This window comes from Pseudomonas sp. MPB26, assembly GCF_046605355.1.
In the GTDB taxonomy this organism is placed as follows: Bacteria; Pseudomonadota; Gammaproteobacteria; order Pseudomonadales; family Pseudomonadaceae; genus Aquipseudomonas; species Aquipseudomonas cedrina.
On sequence record NZ_CP176793.1, the window covers coordinates 280,292 to 296,250 of the forward strand.

Sequence of the window (15,959 nt, forward strand, 5' to 3'; positions counted from 1 at the left end):
GAATGGCAGGCATTGTCGGCAGGCGCACATGATGAGACAAACTCATTCTATTCCAGATGATCACAAGATCCTTTCATGTTGCTCTGTAGTGAGCGGGCTCGCCCCGCGCCGGGTGGCGAAGCCGCCCCAATAAAGACACCGCAGTTGCTCCAGATAGAACCGGGTCGCCTGGTTTGGGGCCGCTCCGCAGCCCAGCGCGGGCGGTGCGACGATTCGACAAGCCCGCTCACTACAAGTATCGGGCCTGACCCTTCGTTGTGGCTTTCATCAGGTCGTTGATAAGACTGCAACGCATGCAAGGCGGTGCTCCAGATAACTTCTCTTCCAGCAGCGCCGCCGCCATCGCAGCCTCACTCAATCAATCAGCCCATGAGCGTCATAAAACGGATACGGCCCCGGGTACTCCCCGAACACGCCGTTATGGCTGATCAAGCCCTGTTGCGCTTCCCAGCGATGCAACAGATAGCCCGCCGGCTCCAGGTTGAAATGCGCGGGCGCCACGTCTTGCAAATCCAGCACGATCTGGTGGGACGTGCCGGGGCAAACACAACTGAGGCTGCCGCCGAAACGGCGCTGCATCGGCCGGTGCAGATGCCCGCACAACAGGCGCTCCACTTGCGGATGGCGTGCAACCACCCGCTCCAGGGCGGCGGCGTTGATGAAGGGTTCGCGGTCCATATGGCCAATGCCGCTCATGAACGGCGGGTGGTGCAGGATCAACAAAGTCGGTGCCTGCGGGCGCAGCGCCAGTTGCTCATCGAGCCACTGCAATTGGCTGTCCAGCAACTGCCCGCCATGGCCGCCGGGGATGGTGGAGTCGAGGCCGATCAGGCGCAGAGGATGGGTGTCTACGACCCAGTCCAGCGGGCCCTCTGCCGATAACGGCAAGTAGGCATGATCGCGGAACGCATCCAGCAACGGCCCGCGCGTGTCGTGGTTGCCGGGCACCAAGTAGCACGGCATCTGCAGCCGGGCCAATTCAGGGTGCAGCACGGCGTATTCATCGGCACGGCCGAAGTCCACAAGGTCGCCGCTGATTACTACGATGTCGGGCTGTGGGTGGCTGGCGTTCAGATGGTCGACGGCGCGGCGCAGCGCGCCCAGGGTGTCCACCACGCCATAGGTGAGGCGCTGGCCGGCTTTGAGGTGCAGGTCGCTGATCTGTGCGACGAGGAACGGACGATTCACAGTGGATTCTCACGCATTAAGGGTGAACAACAGGTGCGGCGCAATCGCCAGGGCAATCGGCGCGCCGACGGCGTACAGCGGGTTGTCGCTGCTGTCGACCAGCAACGGTTGCGGGCCACCTACGTCCACCAGCAAACGGCTTTGCGCGCCCTGGAAGAACTGCGCCAGCAGACGCCCGTGCAAGTGCCCTTCGCTCTCCGTCACGCGCAGATGTTCAGGGCGGCAATACAGGGTGTCGGGCTGGTCGGTGCCCTGCCACGGCAGTTCACCGCCGCAGACTTTCAGGCCTTTGGGCGATGGCCCGCTCACCGCGAAGGCGTTGAGGTTGCCGACAAAGCCTGCGACGAAGGCATTGGCCGGTTTCTGGTAGATGTCCCGTGGGCTGGCCAGTTGCGCGATCCGCCCGTGTTCCATCACCAGGATGCGGTCGCCCAGGGCCATGGCTTCGCCCTGGTCGTGGGTGACGAACACCGAGGTGATGCCCAGGCCGCACAGCAGTTCGCTCAGCTCACTGCGCAGGCGTTCGCGCAGTTGCGCGTCGAGGGCCGCGAGGGGCTCGTCCAGCAGCAGCACTTTCGGGCGTGGCGCCAGGGCGCGGGCCAGGGCGACGCGCTGGCGCTGGCCGCCGGAGAGTTCATGGATGCTGCGCTTGCCGTGCTGCTGCAACCCCACCAACTCCAGCAGCTCTTGGCAACGCTTGTTGCGTTCACGCGGCGCCATGCCGCGAACCTTCAAGCCATAGACAATGTTGCCGGCCACATCCAGGTTGGGGAACAGCGCGTAATTCTGGAACACCATGCCCACATCGCGGCGCTCGATGGGCAGGCGAGTCACGTCCTGGTCACCGAAAAGCACCTTTCCCACATCCGGGCGTTCCAGGCCGGCGATCAGGCGCAAGGTGGTGGTCTTGCCGCAGCCGGAGGGGCCGAGGATCGCCAGGGTTTCGCCGCCTTCGACGGTCAAATTCAAGTCATGCACGGCCACGGTGCCGTCGGCGAACGCCTTGCGGCAGCCTTGCAGGCGGATAGTGATAGCGGTCATCGACGCTCTCCACGGGACAAACGGGCACTGATGGCCTGCAGCGCGATCAGCAGCGGCACGATCATCAGCAAAAAGATCAGGGTGTAGGCGCTGGCGATTTCCAGGCGCGCCGAGGCGTAGCTGTCGGCGAGGCCCACCGGCAGGGTCTTGGTCATCGGCGTATGGAGCATCCAGGTCAGGTTGAATTCACCCAGGCTCAGGGTGACCACCATCAACACGCCGGCCAGGATGCCCGCGCGGCAGTTGGGCACCACCACGCTGAAAAAGCGTTTGACGGGACCCGCGCCCAGGCTCGCCGCCGCCTCCTCCAGCACCGGCAGTTGCTGGCGCTGCATCACCGCCATCACCGGGCGCACCAGGAACGGCAAGGTGAACAGCACATGGCCGACCAGGATGAACAACCAACTGCTACGGAAGCCGCCGAACTGGCCGTACGTCAGCAGCAACGCCAACGCACTGGCCAACCCTGGCATAGCCACCGGCAGCACCATCAATTCCTCGAAGGCGCGGCTGAATCGGTTGTTCATGCGCACCAGGGCATAGGCCGCCGGCACGCCGATCACGCAGACGCACACCGCACAAGCCAGGGCCAGTTGCAGCGACAACCACACGGTGGGCGAGTAGGCCTGCCACACCTGGATCAACCAGTCGAAGGTCAAGCCGCTGGAAACGCCGACAAAAAAGTTGCGCGTCAGCCCGGCCAGCAGCGACAGCAGCACCGGCACCAACATGAAGGCGCACACCAGCAGGGTAAACAAGAGTTGCGGCACAAACAGCGATGAGCGCTTCACAGCACAGTCCCCGAATTTTTCACCAGACGCCGCGTGAGCAGCAGCACCGCCCAGGTCACCGCGCCAAGCACCACCGACAGCGCGGCGGCGACGGCAAAGTTGGCGTAATTGGTGAATACGTTATAGATCGCCACGGGCGTGACGTTGAGCCGCGTACCCAGGGTAAACGCCGTGCCAAAGGCGCCCATGGACGTGGCGAAGCAGATCGCCCCGCACGACGCCAGCGCCGGCGCCAGGCCCGGCACGATCACATCGCAGACCACGCGCCAGTGCCCTGCCCCCAGTGAATGCGCGGCCTCCTCCAGGCTGCGGTCGAGGCTTTCGCAGGCCGCCATCACCGTGAGGATCACCCGGGGAATCGAAAAGTACAGGTAGCCCACGAACAGCCCCGCCAATGAGTAGGCAAAAATCCAGCGCTCACCGGCTAACTGCAGGCCCAGCGCGGCAAACAAGCCCTGGCGCCCCGCGAGCAGGATCACCAGGAACCCCACCACCACACCGGGAAAGGCCAGCGGAAACGTGAGCAATGCCACCAGCGCCGAGCGCCCGAAAAACTGTTGCCGGGCGAGGAATACGCCGCTGATGCCGCCGATCACCAATGCGACCAGCGTCACCACCATTGCCAGGATCAGGGTTTGCCCCAGGCTGCCCAGGTACTGCGCGCTGCTGAGCACCTGCCAGTAACCGCTGCCGGCGCCGTCGCGACTTTCGGCGCCAAGCAGCATCAGGTGCGCCAGCGGCAACAGCCAGAATGCGAGCAGCACCGCAAACGCCGGGGCCAATGCCCAGGCGGCGTGTCTTGCCGATGTTGCCACTTACTTGACCTCGTTCAGGTAACGGGCGGCGAAGGCTTCCTGCACGGCGGCCATTTTTTGGTAGTCCACCACACCGGCGCGGGCGTAGTCGCTGTCGGGCAGGAACTGCGCGGCCACGTCCGCCGGCATTTTCATCGGCCGCACCGGGCGCAGGTAGGCCTTGGCCCAGAGTGCCTGGCCCTCGTCCGAGAGCACGAAGTCGAGGACTTTTTCCGCGTTGGCGCGGTGTGGCGCGTTGGCGACCAGGCTCATGACATAGGGCACGCTGATGCTGCCTTCCTGGGGGATCACGAAAGCGACATTGGCCTGGTCTTTGTAGCGTGCGCGGTAGGCGTTGAAGTCGTAGTCGACCAGGATCGGCAATTCACCGGACAGCACCCGTGCATAGGCGGTCTGCTTGGGCACGATGGGGCTGTTTTTCGCAAGTTTCTGGAAGTAGTCGATGGCCGGGGCGAAGTTGTCCAGGTCACCGCCCATGGCGCGGTTGATCGCCACTGCCGAGACGTAGCCGACGAAGGCGCTGGAGGGGTCGAGGTAACCGACCATGCCTTTGTACTCAGGCTTGAGCAGGTCGGCCCAGCTTTGTGGCACCGGCAAACCACCGAGCGCGTCGACGTTGACCATGATGCCCAAGGTGCCGGAATGGATCGCGAACCAATGGCCGGCCGGGTCTTTCAAGCCGGCGGGGATCTGGTCCCAGGCCTTGGGTTTGTAGGTGTCGACCACGTCGGCTTTTTGCGCCTGCAGGCCGAAGGTCACGCCGTAATAAACGACGTCGGCCACGGGGGCGGCTTTTTCCGCCACCAACTGCGCCAGGGACTGGCCGGAGTTCTTGTTGTCCAGCGGCACCTGCACGCCGGTGCTGGCGGCAATCGCCTTGAGCTGGGTGCCCCAGTCGGCCCAGTCCGGCGGGCAGTTGTAGCAAATCGCGGTGTCGGCGGCCTGGGCCAGGCTCGCGGCACCGCACAGCAGCACGGCGGCCAGGGTTTTACTGAGTGCGCGCATCAAGGATCTCCTCATGGGGCTGGGTACTTTCGCCTGGCCGGATATGGCAAGGCAGGCAATGGGACGTCGGGGCGTTGCCGGCGATTTGCGCCAGCAGTTGGTCGATCACGGTGCTGGCCAGCAGCGCGATGGGCTGCACCACGCTGCACAGGGTCGGGTGCATCTGGGTACCGAGGCTGATGCCATCGAAGCCCATCACTGACAGTTGCCCGGGTACGTTCCAGGCGTTGCGGCGCAGTTCGGCGATCAGGCTGATCGCCAGGAAGTCGTTGGAACACACCAGCGCAGTGGGCGCCTCGGGGCGCTGCAGAAACGGCGCGATGGCCGTGAATTCGGCCTGGGTGTGAGCCGGCATTTCAATCACCGGGCGGCTCTTGAGGCCGTATTCCTTCATGGCATCGCAATAGCCGGCATAGCGCAGGCGGGCACGGTCCGATTGCAACGCGGGGCCGGCGACCATGCTGATACGTCGGTGCCCGGCTTCGAGCAGGTAACGCGTGGCCAGGGCCATGCCTGCGCGGTTGTCGACCGACACGGCGCTGTAGTTGGGGTTGCTCGGCTGATGGTAGGCCAGCACGAAGGGCGTCTTTTCGGTGTTCAGGCTGCTGAGCACCGCGTTGCTTTCGGCATCGGTCACCGTCAGCACCAGACCGTCGACGCGCTGGCGCAGCAGTTCTTCCACCACTGTGCTTTCTCGCTCGCTGCTGTAATCGGTGGTGGCCAGCACCAGGCTGTAGCCGCGTAACCGCGCGGCGCGCTCCATGGCCTGGAACTGCTCGGCGAACACCGGGTTGAGCAGGTTGGGCACCACTACACCGATCAGCTGGGTGGTTTGCAGGCGCAACTGGCGGCCCAGCAGGTTCGGCCGGAAGCCCAACTCACGGGCGGCGGCGAACACCTGCTCACGGGTGACCGGGCGCACCTGTTCCGGGGAAGCAAAGGTGCGGGCGGCGGTGGCGCGGGATACGCCGGCCAGGCGTGCTACGTCTTTCAGGTCAGTCATTGTGTCTCGCTTGAGATCGATCTCATTGGCGAGGACAGTAGCGGCGGAATGTGGCAGGACGGTGGTGGGGAGGTGACAGTTTGATGTCAGCGAGGCGGATTGATCGTTCCCACGCTCTGCGTGGTAATGCCGCCTGGGACGCTCCGCGTCCCGCAGAACAGCTCAATGCGTACAGGTGACGCAGAGCGTCACGGGATGCATTACCACGCGGAGCGTGGGAACGATCAAACAGTGAGCGGGCTCCCACATGGGGTCGGTGTGTACATATAAATAGTCATACTCCATCGCTATGCTTGAAAACCCGGCGCGCAAAATCCGCCCGCTAACCTTTCGATCTGATCCAAGTGCGGGCACAATGCGTGTCCTTTTTTGGCAGGCACCGCCCCAGGCTCTCAAAAATGATCAAAACGCCGTACTACCTCATCGATAAACAGAAGCTTCTGGTCAACATGCAGAAGATTGCTTACGTGCGCGAGCAGTCCGGCGCCAAGGCGTTGCTGGCGCTCAAGTGCTTTGCCACCTGGTCGGTGTTCGACCTGATGCAGCAATACATGGACGGCACCACCTCCTCGTCGCTGTATGAGTTGAAGCTCGGCCGCCAGAAGTTCGAAGGCGAAGCGCACGCCTACAGCGTGGCCTGGGCCGACGATGAAATCGAAGAGATGCTGGAGAACTGCGACAAGATCATCTTCAACTCCATCAACCAATTGCAGCGCTTTGCCGAACGCAGCGAGGGCAAGACCCGCGGCCTGCGCGTCAACCCGCAGGTGAGCAGCTCCGACTACCTGCTGGCCGACCCGGCGCGCCCGTTCAGCCGCCTGGGCGAATGGGACCCGGTGAAGATCGAAGGCGTGATCGAGCAGATCTCCGGCTTCATGTTCCACAACAACTGCGAGAACGGTGACTTCAGCCTGTTCGACAAGATGCTCGGCACCATCGAAGAGCGCTTCGGCGCGCTGCTGCACAAGGTCAAGTGGGTCAGCCTCGGCGGCGGCATCCATTTCACCGGCGAAGGCTATGCGCTGGACGCGTTCTGCGCGCGCTTGAAGGCGTTCTCCGAGAAGTACGGCGTGCAGGTGTACCTGGAACCCGGCGAAGCCGCGATCACCAACAGCGCCTCGCTGGAAGTCACCGTGCTCGACACCCTCTACAACGGCAAAAACCTCGCGGTGGTCGATAGCTCCATCGAAGCCCACCTGCTGGACCTGCTGATCTACCGCCTCAACGCCAAGCTGGCGCCGAGCGACGGTGAACACACCGTCATGGTGTGCGGCAAATCCTGCCTGGCCGGCGACATTTTCGGCGAGTATCAATTTGATCGTCCGCTGGCCATCGGCGATCGGCTGTCGTTCATCGACACCGCAGGCTACACCATGGTCAAGAAAAACTGGTTCAACGGCCTGAAAATGCCGTCCATCGTAGTGAAACAACTCGACGGTACAGTCGAAGTGGTTCGTGAATTTGGTTACGACGACTACCTGTCCAGCCTTTCGTAAGCTGGCGGATAAAGGAGAGATAAAGCAATTGAAAAAGAACGTTCTTATCATTGGTGCAGGAGGTGTCGCCAAGGTGGTGGCCCACAAGTGCGCGCAGCACAACGACGAACTCGGTCGTATTGCTATCGCGTCGCGCAACATCTCCAAATGCCAGGCCATCATCGACAGCGTCAAGGCCAAGGGTAGCCTCAAGGTGCCCGCCGACATCCAGGCTTTTTCGCTGAACGCCCTGGACGTGGAAGCGACCAAGGCCCTGATCCGCGAGACCGACTCGCAGATCGTCATCAACGTCGGTTCCGCGTTCCTCAACATGTCGGTCCTGCGGGCCTGCATCGACACCGGCGTTGCGTACCTCGACACCGCCATCCACGAAGAGCCGGGCAAGGTCTGCGAGACCCCGCCGTGGTACGGCAACTACGAGTGGAACCACCTGGAAGAATGCAAGCAGAAGAACATCACCGCCATCCTTGGCGTGGGCTTCGACCCGGGTGTCGTCAACGCGTATGCCGCGCTGGCGCAGCAACAGCATTTCGACCGCATTGATTCGATCGATATTCTCGACGTCAATGCCGGCTCCCATGGCAAATACTTCGCCACCAACTTCGACCCGGAAATCAACTTCCGCGAGTTCACCGGACAGGTGTGGAGCTGGCAGAACAGCCAGTGGACCAGCAACACCATGTTCGAAGTCAAACGCACTGATGACCTGCCAGTCGTCGGTTCGCAGAACCTCTACCTCACCGGTCACGATGAAGTGCACTCGCTGTCGAAAAACCTCGACGTGCCCAACGTGCGTTTCTGGATGAGCTTCGGCGAGCACTACATCAACGTGTTCACCGTGCTGAAAAACCTCGGCCTGCTCTCCGAAAAGCCGGTCACCACCGCCGAAGGCCTGGAAGTCGTGCCGTTGAAACTGGTCAAGGCCGTGCTGCCCGACCCGTCGTCGCTCGCCCCCGGTTACACCGGCAAGACCTGCATCGGCGACTTGGTCAAAGGCACCAAGGATGGCCAGCCGCGCGAGATGTTCATCTACAACGTGGCGGACCACGAAGAAGCCTTTGCCGAGACCGACAGCCAGGGCATCTCCTACACCGCAGGCGTTCCGCCGGTGGCCGCTGCGCTGCTGGTGGCGCGTGGCGAATGGGATGTGAAGCACATGGCCAACGTCGAGGAACTGCCGGCTGAGCCGTTCCTAAAGGCGCTGGATGTGATGGGCTTGCCGACTCGGATCAAGGACGAGCACGGTGATCGGGCCTGGGATGCGACGGCCTGATAGGCCGTAGCTGACCGAACAAAAGAATGCGCCCTCAGGGGCGCATTTTTTGTTTGGGCTAATACCAATCCCAGAGAACAATGAAGATCAAAGGTGGGAGCTGGCTTGCCTGCGATAGCGGTCTTCCAGTACCGGATGGGCTGCTGACCCCCCGCTATCGCAGCATAGGTATCTACACAATCTTCAAAGGCTGGCGAGTTCTCCTGTGGCTTTGGCAGACAAACCCGCTCCCACATTTTTGACTTCCCGCGTCTGTTACTCAAGGTTGCGAGCCGAGTTGCTCAGTGCTCGCGAGCATTGCAACAACGCCGGTGCCAACTGCCGCTCCGCATCCGCCCGGCTCCACCGACTGGTCGGCGCCACCACATGCACCGCCGCTACCGGCCGGCCATTCGCGCCCAGCACAGGCGCACCGATGGTCATATCCCCCAGGAACAGCTCTTGCCCATTCACCGCATAGCCCTGCTCACGCACCTGCTGCAGCGAGTCCAGAATCTTCTCCACCGTCGTCAACGTATGGCTGGTATGCGCCAGCCGCTGGCTGTGCTCGATCAACAGCAGCGCCTCCTCGTGAGGCAACGCGCTCAAATACGCCCGTCCCGATGCCGTGCAATACATCGGCACACGCGAACCAATCGGCATATGTACCGGCACAAATCCGGAGCTGACGAACCGCGCAATGTACGTCATGTCGTAGCCCGCAGGCTCAGTTAGGCAGGAGGTCTCGCCGGTCAGGCGCGTCAATTCCGAGAGAAAAGGGTTCGCTACCTCTATCAATGAATGCGCATCCAGATAACTGAAACCCAGCTCAAGCACGCGCGGTGTGAGTTGGTAATGCCGAGTGCGGGAGTGTTTCCGAAGGTAACCCAGGCTTTCGAGAGTAAACACCATGCGCTGGGCCGAGCTTTTGGTCATGCCAGCGGCCTCGGCCACCTCTGCAAGGCTCATGCTGCGGCGCTGGGCGCTGAATGCCTTGAGCACCGACAGGCCTTTTTCCAGGGATTGATTGTGCAGACTGTTGCGTTCTTCGGACATGGAGGGCTCGCGGTCAAATCGATCAGGCGTGGTGATATTTCTACGCTAAAACGCAAAAATAGACCACAAAATATCGACTACCGATACGAAGCGTTCATTTATTCGATTTTTAATAGCGATATACGATTTTTATCAATCGAAATGGCACAGAGCTTGCGATTTCATCATTAACCGCTTGCGGTACTGATGATCCGTTTTCCATTTGGAGTAACCCGATGAACAGTCTTTCGCCCTTGTTTCGCCGTCTTGCCTTCGTTCTCTGCGCCACGCTGTGCGCCACCACCGCGCACGCGGACAGTGCGCCCTTGTACAAAGTCGGTGCAACAGCCAGTGGCTCGCCGTTTACCTTCCTCGATATCAAGAGCAACAGTATCCAGGGCGTCATGGTTGATGTGGCGCAAGCCGTGGGCAAGGCCGGGGGCTTTACTAGCCAGATCGAACAGACCAACTTCGCCGCGCTGATCCCTTCTCTCACTTCGGGCAAGCTCGACTTCATCTCCGCCGGCATGCTCAAGACCGAAGAGCGCACCAAGGTCGTTGACTTCAGCGCACCGGTGTACGCCTACGGTGAAGGCCTGATCATCAGTGCCGACGATAATGCGGCCTACCCGGACCTGATGCCGCTCAAAGACCAGGTGGTCGGCGTGCAGGCCGGTACGATCTTCTATGACCAACTGAACAAGCTGGGCATCTTCAAGGAAATCCGCACCTACGATTCCATTGGCGAGATGGTCCGCGACCTGTCCCTGGGTCGCATCAAGGCCGCCGTGGGTGACCAACCGGTGGTGGCTTACCAGATCCGGCAGAAGCTGTTCAAAGGCGTGAAACTTGCCCCCGACTACAAGCCAACCAACGTCGGCGAAGTATGCCTGGTGGTGCGCAAGGGCGATGCCCAGACCCTCGATCGCCTGAACACAGCCATCGCCAGCATCAAGGCCGACGGCACCCTGGACAGCATCCTCAAGCAGTGGGGGCTAGATACCCAGGTGCGCCCATGAATGCGGCTGAGTTCCTGCAAAATGCCCAGGACTTTCTGCCGATCCTGCTGCAAGGCGCATGGGTGACGATCCAGATCACCGTGTTGTCGTTCCTGCTCAGCAGCGCGATCGGCCTAGTGCTGGCGCTGCTCAAGCTGTCGCCGATCCGTGCATTGTCGTGGACGGCCAGCACCATCATCAACGTGATTCGTGGCCTGCCGATCATCGTGCAACTGTTCTACATCTATTTCGTGCTGCCGGACATGGGCGTGCACCTCACCGCGTTCTATGCGGGTGTGATCGGCATGGGCATCGCCTACTCGGCGTACCAGGCCGAGAACTTTCGTACCGGCATCATCGCCGTCGAACAGGGCCAGCGCGAAGCGGCCGAAGCCTTGGGCATGCGCTCGGCCTTGATGATGCGCCGGGTAATCCTGCCCCAGGCGTTTCGCATCGCCCTGCCGCCCTACGGCAATACCCTGGTGATGATGCTCAAGGACTCGTCCCTGGTATCGACCATCACCGTGGCCGAGATGACCCGCCAGGGCCAATTGATCGCCTCGTCGACCTTCCAGAACATGACCGTCTACACCCTGGTCGCCCTGCTCTACCTGTTGATGAGCCTGCCACTGGTGTATGGCCTGCGCCGCATGGAACAGCACCTGGGCCGGAGGAAAAAAACATGATCGAGATTCGCCAACTGCAAAAACACTACGGCAGTCATCGCGTGCTGCACGGCGTCGACCTGGACGTAGCCAAGGGCGAAGTGGTGTGCCTGATCGGCCCTTCGGGCTCGGGCAAATCCACCCTGCTGCGCTGCATCAACGCGCTGGAGGCTTACGACGGCGGGCACATCAACGTGTTCGGCGAAACCGTGCAGCGCGCCAGCAAGACCGTGCATGCACTGCGCAGCCGCATGGGCATGGTGTTCCAGCGCTTCAATCTGTTCCCGCATCGCACCGTGCTGGAAAATGTGATGGAGGGCCCGGTGTACGTCAAAGGCGAACCCCTGAAGCAGGCCCGTGAAGAAGCGCTGGTGCTGCTGGAAAAAGTCGGGCTGAGCGCCAAGGCCGATGCCTATCCGGAACAACTCTCCGGCGGCCAGCAACAACGTGTGGCCATTGCCCGCGCCCTGGCCATGAAACCCGAAGCCATGCTGTTCGACGAACCCACTTCGGCGCTCGACCCGGAACTGGTCGGTGATGTGCTTGCGGTGATGCGCACCCTGGCCGACGAAGGCATGACCATGATCGTCGTGACCCACGAAATGGGCTTTGCCCGCGAAGTGGCCGACCGCGTGTGCTTCCTGCACGGCGGCTACATCGTCGAAAGCGGCCCGGCCGAGCACGTGCTGGGTAATCCGCAACATCCGCGGACCCAGGATTTCCTGCGGCGCGTGCTGCACCCCACTGGCGATACGCGGAGCCTGTCATGAAGTCGTTATGGTCAACGACCGCACCGGCAGCGCTTTCAACGCCTGCGCTGGATGAATCGGTGAAGGTGGATGTGGCAATTGTTGGTGCGGGCTATACCGGCTTGTCGACGGCGCTGCACTTGGCCGAGCGTGGCGTGAGTGTATGCGTACTGGAGGCCAACGAGCCGGGTTGGGGGGCATCCGGTCGCAACGGCGGGCAGGTCAACCCGACGCTCAAATACGACCCGGCGCAACTGCTGCAAATGTACGGACCGGAGCGTGCCGAGGCGTTGATCTCGACCGTGTCGAATTCGGCGGACCTGGTGTTCAAACTGATCGAAAAACACGGTATCGACTGTGCGCCGGTACGCAAGGGTTGGATGCAGGTTTCATACACCCAGAAAGGCGTCGCCGGGATGCACGCGCGGGCGGATCAGTGGGCCCGACGAGGTGTGCCGGTGCAGCGCCTGGACGCGGCGGCGGTGGCTTCGCGCATGGGCAGTGACGCATTCGCCGGCGGCTGGCTGGACGGCCGCGCCGGGGCGATTCAACCGTTGGCATATGCCCGCGGGTTGATGGGTGCGGCGTTGGCGGCGGGTGTGCGCATTCATGGACAGAGCGCGGTGACTGGGTTGCGGCGCCACGGATCAGGGTGGCGAGTGCAGACGGCTTGCGGTGCACAGGTCACGGCGGATCAAGTCGTGCTTGCAACCAATGGCTACAGCGGCAACCTGTGGCCTGGCATGGCCCAGAGCATTCTGGCGGCCAACAGCTTTATCGTCGCGACCAAGCCCCTGACCGGTCGAGCGGCCGAGAGCATCCTGCCGGGGCATGAAACCGTTTCAACCGCGCAACGCTTGTTGCTGTATTTTCGCAAAGACAGCCATGGACGCTTGCTGATGGGGGGACGCGGGTTGTTCAACGACCCCACGTCGCCTGCGGATTTCGCACATCTGGAACGCTCGCTGGGGCTGCTGTTTCCGCAGTTGGGGCCGTTGGAGTTTGAGTATCGCTGGGCCGGGCGTATCGCAATCACCCGCGACTTCATGCCCCATGTGCACCAGCCGGCAGCGGGGCTGACGTTGGCGCTGGGCTGCAATGGCCGTGGCATCGCCCTGTGTACCAGCCTGGGGCAGCAGTTGGCGGGCAAGTTGTGTGACAGCCAGGCGGAGTTCGCCTACCCGGTGACGCCGTTGCAGCGCTTGCCGATGCATGGGTTGCAGCGGTTTTACATTGGGGCGGGAGTGGCCTGGTACAGCCTGCTGGATCGACTGAATGTGAGCTGACCCCCATCCTTACGCCACGTCCCCCTGTGGCAGCGGGCTTGTCGCGAATGCGCAATTTCAGTCACTGCATCTGGCGCTGACCCACCGCTTTCGCGAGCAAGCCCGCTCCCACAGGGGATGTGTGGTGTTGTAAAAAACGCCTACCGATCAGATATTTCCCACAACCGTTTCAGGTTGTCGCTCGGAACTTCGCTGGCTAACCTCCTCGCCGTCGCTGCCAATTCAGCGGCCGGATTTGACCGTCCGACCTTGTTAACGAACTGCTACGCCCTGCACCTATCCCAGGCGTTTTTTTTGTGCCTGAGGTATCGTGTCGCGGCAGTTGTGCGCGGGATACCTTCGGGTATGCCGGGTTCGTTGACAACCGGTCGGTCAACCCGCGTACAGCTGCCACCCTCTTCGTTTGACCGCGAACGCTGGCGGCTCCACTTGTCGACGGAATTTCACCATGATTAAAGACAGCCCCAATCCCCCAGGCCAACTCTTCACCGTACGCCCCAACCTGGGCACGGAAACCCTGCTGGTCAACGCCTCCCAGGATTTAGCCTCCATCAGTGATATCGCCGTTCACCTGGCCTTCGAAGTCGATGGCGCTCAACGTAATGTCGCACTCGGCATCTGTCGCATGCTCGAAGGCGTGCAACTGCTGGTGAACAAGGTCCTGGACGAAGCCCATCCAGCCACTTGAATCCGATCGTTCCCACGCTCTGCGTGGGAACGCATCCCGTGACGCTCCGCGTCACCTCGCGCAAGACTTGAGTTCATCACTGGAAGGACGCCGAGCGTCCGGGGCGGCATTCCCACGCGGAGCGTGGGAACGATCGATCCTGCCGGTCAAAACACCGACCACCCAATCCGCTCACTCAACAACTCCAACGCCTTCATCCCCGCCAGCGAGTTCCCCGCCGCATTCAATTCCGGCGACCACACGCACACCGTGAACTGCCCCGGCACCACCGCGACAATCCCGCCGCCGACCCCGCTCTTGCCCGGCAGGCCCACCCGGTAGGCAAAGTTGCCCGCTTCGTCATACAGCCCGCTGGTGGCCATGATCGAGTTGACTTGCTTGGTCTGGCGCGCCGTCAATATCTGCTCGCCGCTTTGGGCGCTCGTGCCTTCGTTGGCGAGGAAGCTGAAGGCCTTGGCCAGGTCCATGCAGCTCATCTGCAGAGCGCAGTAGTTGAAGTAGCTGTGCAGCACCGCATCCACATCGTTGTGGAAGTTGCCGAAGGACTTCATCAGGTAAGCCATGGCCGCATTACGCGCGCCGTGTTGGGCTTCGGAGTCGGCGACCACGCTGTTGACCAGGATCTGCGGGTTGCCCGACAGGCGCCGTACGAAGTCGCGCATCGACAGGATCGGTACGGCGAAGCGTGATTGGTTGATGTCGCAGATCACCAATGCACCGGCGTTGATGAACGGATTGCGCGGGCGACCGCGTTCGAATTCCAGTTGCACCAAGGAGTTGAATGGTTGCCCGGAAGGCTCATGGCCCAGGCGTTCCCAGATGGTTTCGCCGCCATGGTCGATGGCCTGCACCAGGCTGAACACCTTGGAAATGCTTTGCACCGAGAACAACGTATCGGCGTCGCCGGCGCGGTAGGCCGAGCCGTCGTTGCCATATACCGCGATGCCTAGCTGGTTGGCGGGTACATCGGCCAGCGCCGGGATATAGTCGGCGACTTTGCCGAGGCCGATCAGTGGGCGCACTTCGTCGAGGATCGACTCGAGCAGCGCCTGCATGTCTTGTCCTGTCATCTGTCTTCGAATCAGTGGAAAGCGGGGGGCGCAGGATACTTCAATGGGCCCGGAACCCCCACACAATCTCCACCACCCGCTCGGCCACCACCAGGTAAACCAGGATCAACAACAGCTGCAGCGCCAGGTGATAGCGCAACTTGGCCAGCCGGCGAATGCCGTCGCTCACGTTCAGCAGCATCAATAGCGCCGACAGCACAATCAGCCCACACCCTGCCACGCTGGACGCAAACACACCGATAAACAGGTCGCGCTCACCCAGCAGCGCATTGGTGCCGGCTGCAAACAGCAGCGCGCACACCAGCAGGTTTTTCACGTTGTCGAAGACCTGAGTGCTCAGGTCATGCTCCAACAGGACCACGTACCGCTTCCATAATGTGCGCATGGGTCGTTACCGGATAGGGATCGCTCGTCAATCAAAGTAGTCCATATGCCCGTACACTGCACCGCTGCGCTAACTCCACGAGGACTTTTGCATGAAATTGATGATCGGCCTGGCCGCCCTGCTGCTGGTATCGGCGTGCTCCACCCACAACCCGCCCGCCCAGGACTCCGCCGCGTCCACGTGCCTGGCGGGCGGCGGGACCATGAAGCAAGTGGGCAAGTTGCAGAGCTGGAAGTGCATCACGCCGTACCGGGATGCGGGCAAGGCGTGCACCGATTCGAGCCAGTGTGAAGGCGAGTGCCAGACCAGCGTCACCACCCAATCCGGCAATGGCCCGGTGGCGGGCACATGTCAGGTGGATAACAGCCACTCCGGCTGCTCGGCGACGGTGGAAAAAGGCCAACTGGGCCGGGCGATTTGTGTGGACTGAGCGCCACCATCGCACACTTGTGGGAGCGGGCTTGCTCGCGAAAGCAGTGGGTCAGTCAAAGA

At 61.9% G+C, this 15,959-nt stretch carries 17 protein-coding genes; 8 read left to right on the plus strand and 9 right to left on the minus strand.

Annotated features, from left to right (window positions below; all coding sequences use genetic code 11):
- Positions 1-354: 354 nt before the first annotated feature.
- Genes ACLH0H_RS01250 through ACLH0H_RS01275 form a run of 6 tightly spaced genes read right to left on the minus strand, consistent with a single transcriptional unit; the run spans position 355 to position 5,843 of the window.
- On the minus strand, positions 355-1,188 hold the full coding sequence (locus tag ACLH0H_RS01250) for a phosphodiesterase (protein WP_411380667.1): 834 nt from the start codon (positions 1,186-1,188) through the stop codon (positions 355-357).
- A gap of 9 nt (positions 1,189-1,197) precedes the next feature.
- Positions 1,198-2,229: an ABC transporter ATP-binding protein gene (locus ACLH0H_RS01255; RefSeq protein WP_411380668.1), complete on the minus strand. Its 1,032-nt coding sequence runs from the start codon at positions 2,227-2,229 to the stop codon at positions 1,198-1,200.
- Entirely contained in the window at positions 2,226-3,020 is a 795-nt protein-coding gene (locus tag ACLH0H_RS01260; protein WP_186689959.1) for an ABC transporter permease subunit, read from the minus strand. The genes ACLH0H_RS01255 and ACLH0H_RS01260 overlap by 4 nt, the downstream gene beginning before the upstream one ends.
- Complete coding sequence (locus ACLH0H_RS01265; protein WP_411380669.1) at positions 3,017-3,835, minus strand: ABC transporter permease; 819 nt, start codon at positions 3,833-3,835, stop codon at positions 3,017-3,019. The genes ACLH0H_RS01260 and ACLH0H_RS01265 overlap by 4 nt, the downstream gene beginning before the upstream one ends.
- The gene (locus ACLH0H_RS01270) at positions 3,836-4,840 is read right to left on the minus strand and encodes an ABC transporter substrate-binding protein (RefSeq protein WP_411380670.1); all 1,005 of its coding nucleotides are present in this window, start codon (positions 4,838-4,840) and stop codon (positions 3,836-3,838) included. It abuts the gene before it with no gap.
- On the minus strand, positions 4,824-5,843 hold the full coding sequence (locus ACLH0H_RS01275; protein ID WP_411380671.1) for a LacI family DNA-binding transcriptional regulator: 1,020 nt from the start codon (positions 5,841-5,843) through the stop codon (positions 4,824-4,826). Before ACLH0H_RS01275 ends, ACLH0H_RS01270 begins: the two co-directional genes overlap by 17 nt.
- Positions 5,844-6,241: 398 nt before the next feature.
- Here ACLH0H_RS01275 and ACLH0H_RS01280 point away from each other — a divergent pair, with 398 nt between their 5' ends.
- Together ACLH0H_RS01280 and ACLH0H_RS01285 are read left to right on the plus strand one after the other, a co-directional pair.
- Positions 6,242-7,339, plus strand: coding sequence for a carboxynorspermidine decarboxylase (locus ACLH0H_RS01280; RefSeq protein WP_411380672.1), 1,098 nt, complete (start codon positions 6,242-6,244; stop codon positions 7,337-7,339).
- A 28-nt stretch (positions 7,340-7,367) separates the two neighbouring features.
- Positions 7,368-8,612, plus strand: coding sequence for a saccharopine dehydrogenase family protein (locus ACLH0H_RS01285; protein WP_411380673.1), 1,245 nt, complete (start codon positions 7,368-7,370; stop codon positions 8,610-8,612).
- 255 nt (positions 8,613-8,867) lie between these two features.
- Here ACLH0H_RS01285 and ACLH0H_RS01290 read toward each other — a convergent pair whose 3' ends face one another.
- The gene (locus tag ACLH0H_RS01290) at positions 8,868-9,647 is read right to left on the minus strand and encodes an IclR family transcriptional regulator (protein WP_411380674.1); all 780 of its coding nucleotides are present in this window, start codon (positions 9,645-9,647) and stop codon (positions 8,868-8,870) included.
- Between the two features lie 215 nt (positions 9,648-9,862).
- On the opposite strand from ACLH0H_RS01290, the gene ACLH0H_RS01295 reads away from it, so the two are divergent.
- The 5 genes from ACLH0H_RS01295 (at position 9,863) to ACLH0H_RS01315 (ending at position 14,012) form a co-directional block, all read left to right on the plus strand.
- Complete coding sequence (locus ACLH0H_RS01295; RefSeq protein ID WP_411380675.1) at positions 9,863-10,645, plus strand: ABC transporter substrate-binding protein; 783 nt, start codon at positions 9,863-9,865, stop codon at positions 10,643-10,645.
- Positions 10,642-11,310: an amino acid ABC transporter permease gene (locus ACLH0H_RS01300; RefSeq protein WP_411380676.1), complete on the plus strand. Its 669-nt coding sequence runs from the start codon at positions 10,642-10,644 to the stop codon at positions 11,308-11,310. The genes ACLH0H_RS01295 and ACLH0H_RS01300 overlap by 4 nt, the downstream gene beginning before the upstream one ends.
- The gene (locus ACLH0H_RS01305; RefSeq protein ID WP_411380677.1) at positions 11,307-12,059 is read left to right on the plus strand and encodes an amino acid ABC transporter ATP-binding protein; all 753 of its coding nucleotides are present in this window, start codon (positions 11,307-11,309) and stop codon (positions 12,057-12,059) included. The genes ACLH0H_RS01300 and ACLH0H_RS01305 overlap by 4 nt, the downstream gene beginning before the upstream one ends.
- Positions 12,056-13,324: an NAD(P)/FAD-dependent oxidoreductase gene (locus tag ACLH0H_RS01310; protein ID WP_411380678.1), complete on the plus strand. Its 1,269-nt coding sequence runs from the start codon at positions 12,056-12,058 to the stop codon at positions 13,322-13,324. Before ACLH0H_RS01305 ends, ACLH0H_RS01310 begins: the two co-directional genes overlap by 4 nt.
- A gap of 448 nt (positions 13,325-13,772) precedes the next feature.
- Complete coding sequence (locus ACLH0H_RS01315) at positions 13,773-14,012, plus strand: DUF6124 family protein (protein ID WP_411380679.1); 240 nt, start codon at positions 13,773-13,775, stop codon at positions 14,010-14,012.
- 146 nt (positions 14,013-14,158) lie between these two features.
- On the opposite strand, the gene glsB is transcribed toward ACLH0H_RS01315, so the two are convergent.
- Positions 14,159-15,067 (minus strand): glutaminase B, encoded by a 909-nt coding sequence (glsB, locus tag ACLH0H_RS01320; protein ID WP_411380680.1) that lies wholly within the window; start codon positions 15,065-15,067, stop codon positions 14,159-14,161.
- Positions 15,068-15,122: 55 nt separating this feature from the next.
- Positions 15,123-15,467: a hypothetical protein gene (locus ACLH0H_RS01325; RefSeq protein WP_411380681.1), complete on the minus strand. Its 345-nt coding sequence runs from the start codon at positions 15,465-15,467 to the stop codon at positions 15,123-15,125.
- 91 nt (positions 15,468-15,558) lie between these two features.
- Between ACLH0H_RS01325 and ACLH0H_RS01330 the strand changes: the two genes are divergently transcribed.
- Positions 15,559-15,897, plus strand: coding sequence for a hypothetical protein (locus tag ACLH0H_RS01330; RefSeq protein WP_411380682.1), 339 nt, complete (start codon positions 15,559-15,561; stop codon positions 15,895-15,897).
- The last annotated feature ends 62 nt before the right edge of the window (positions 15,898-15,959 follow it).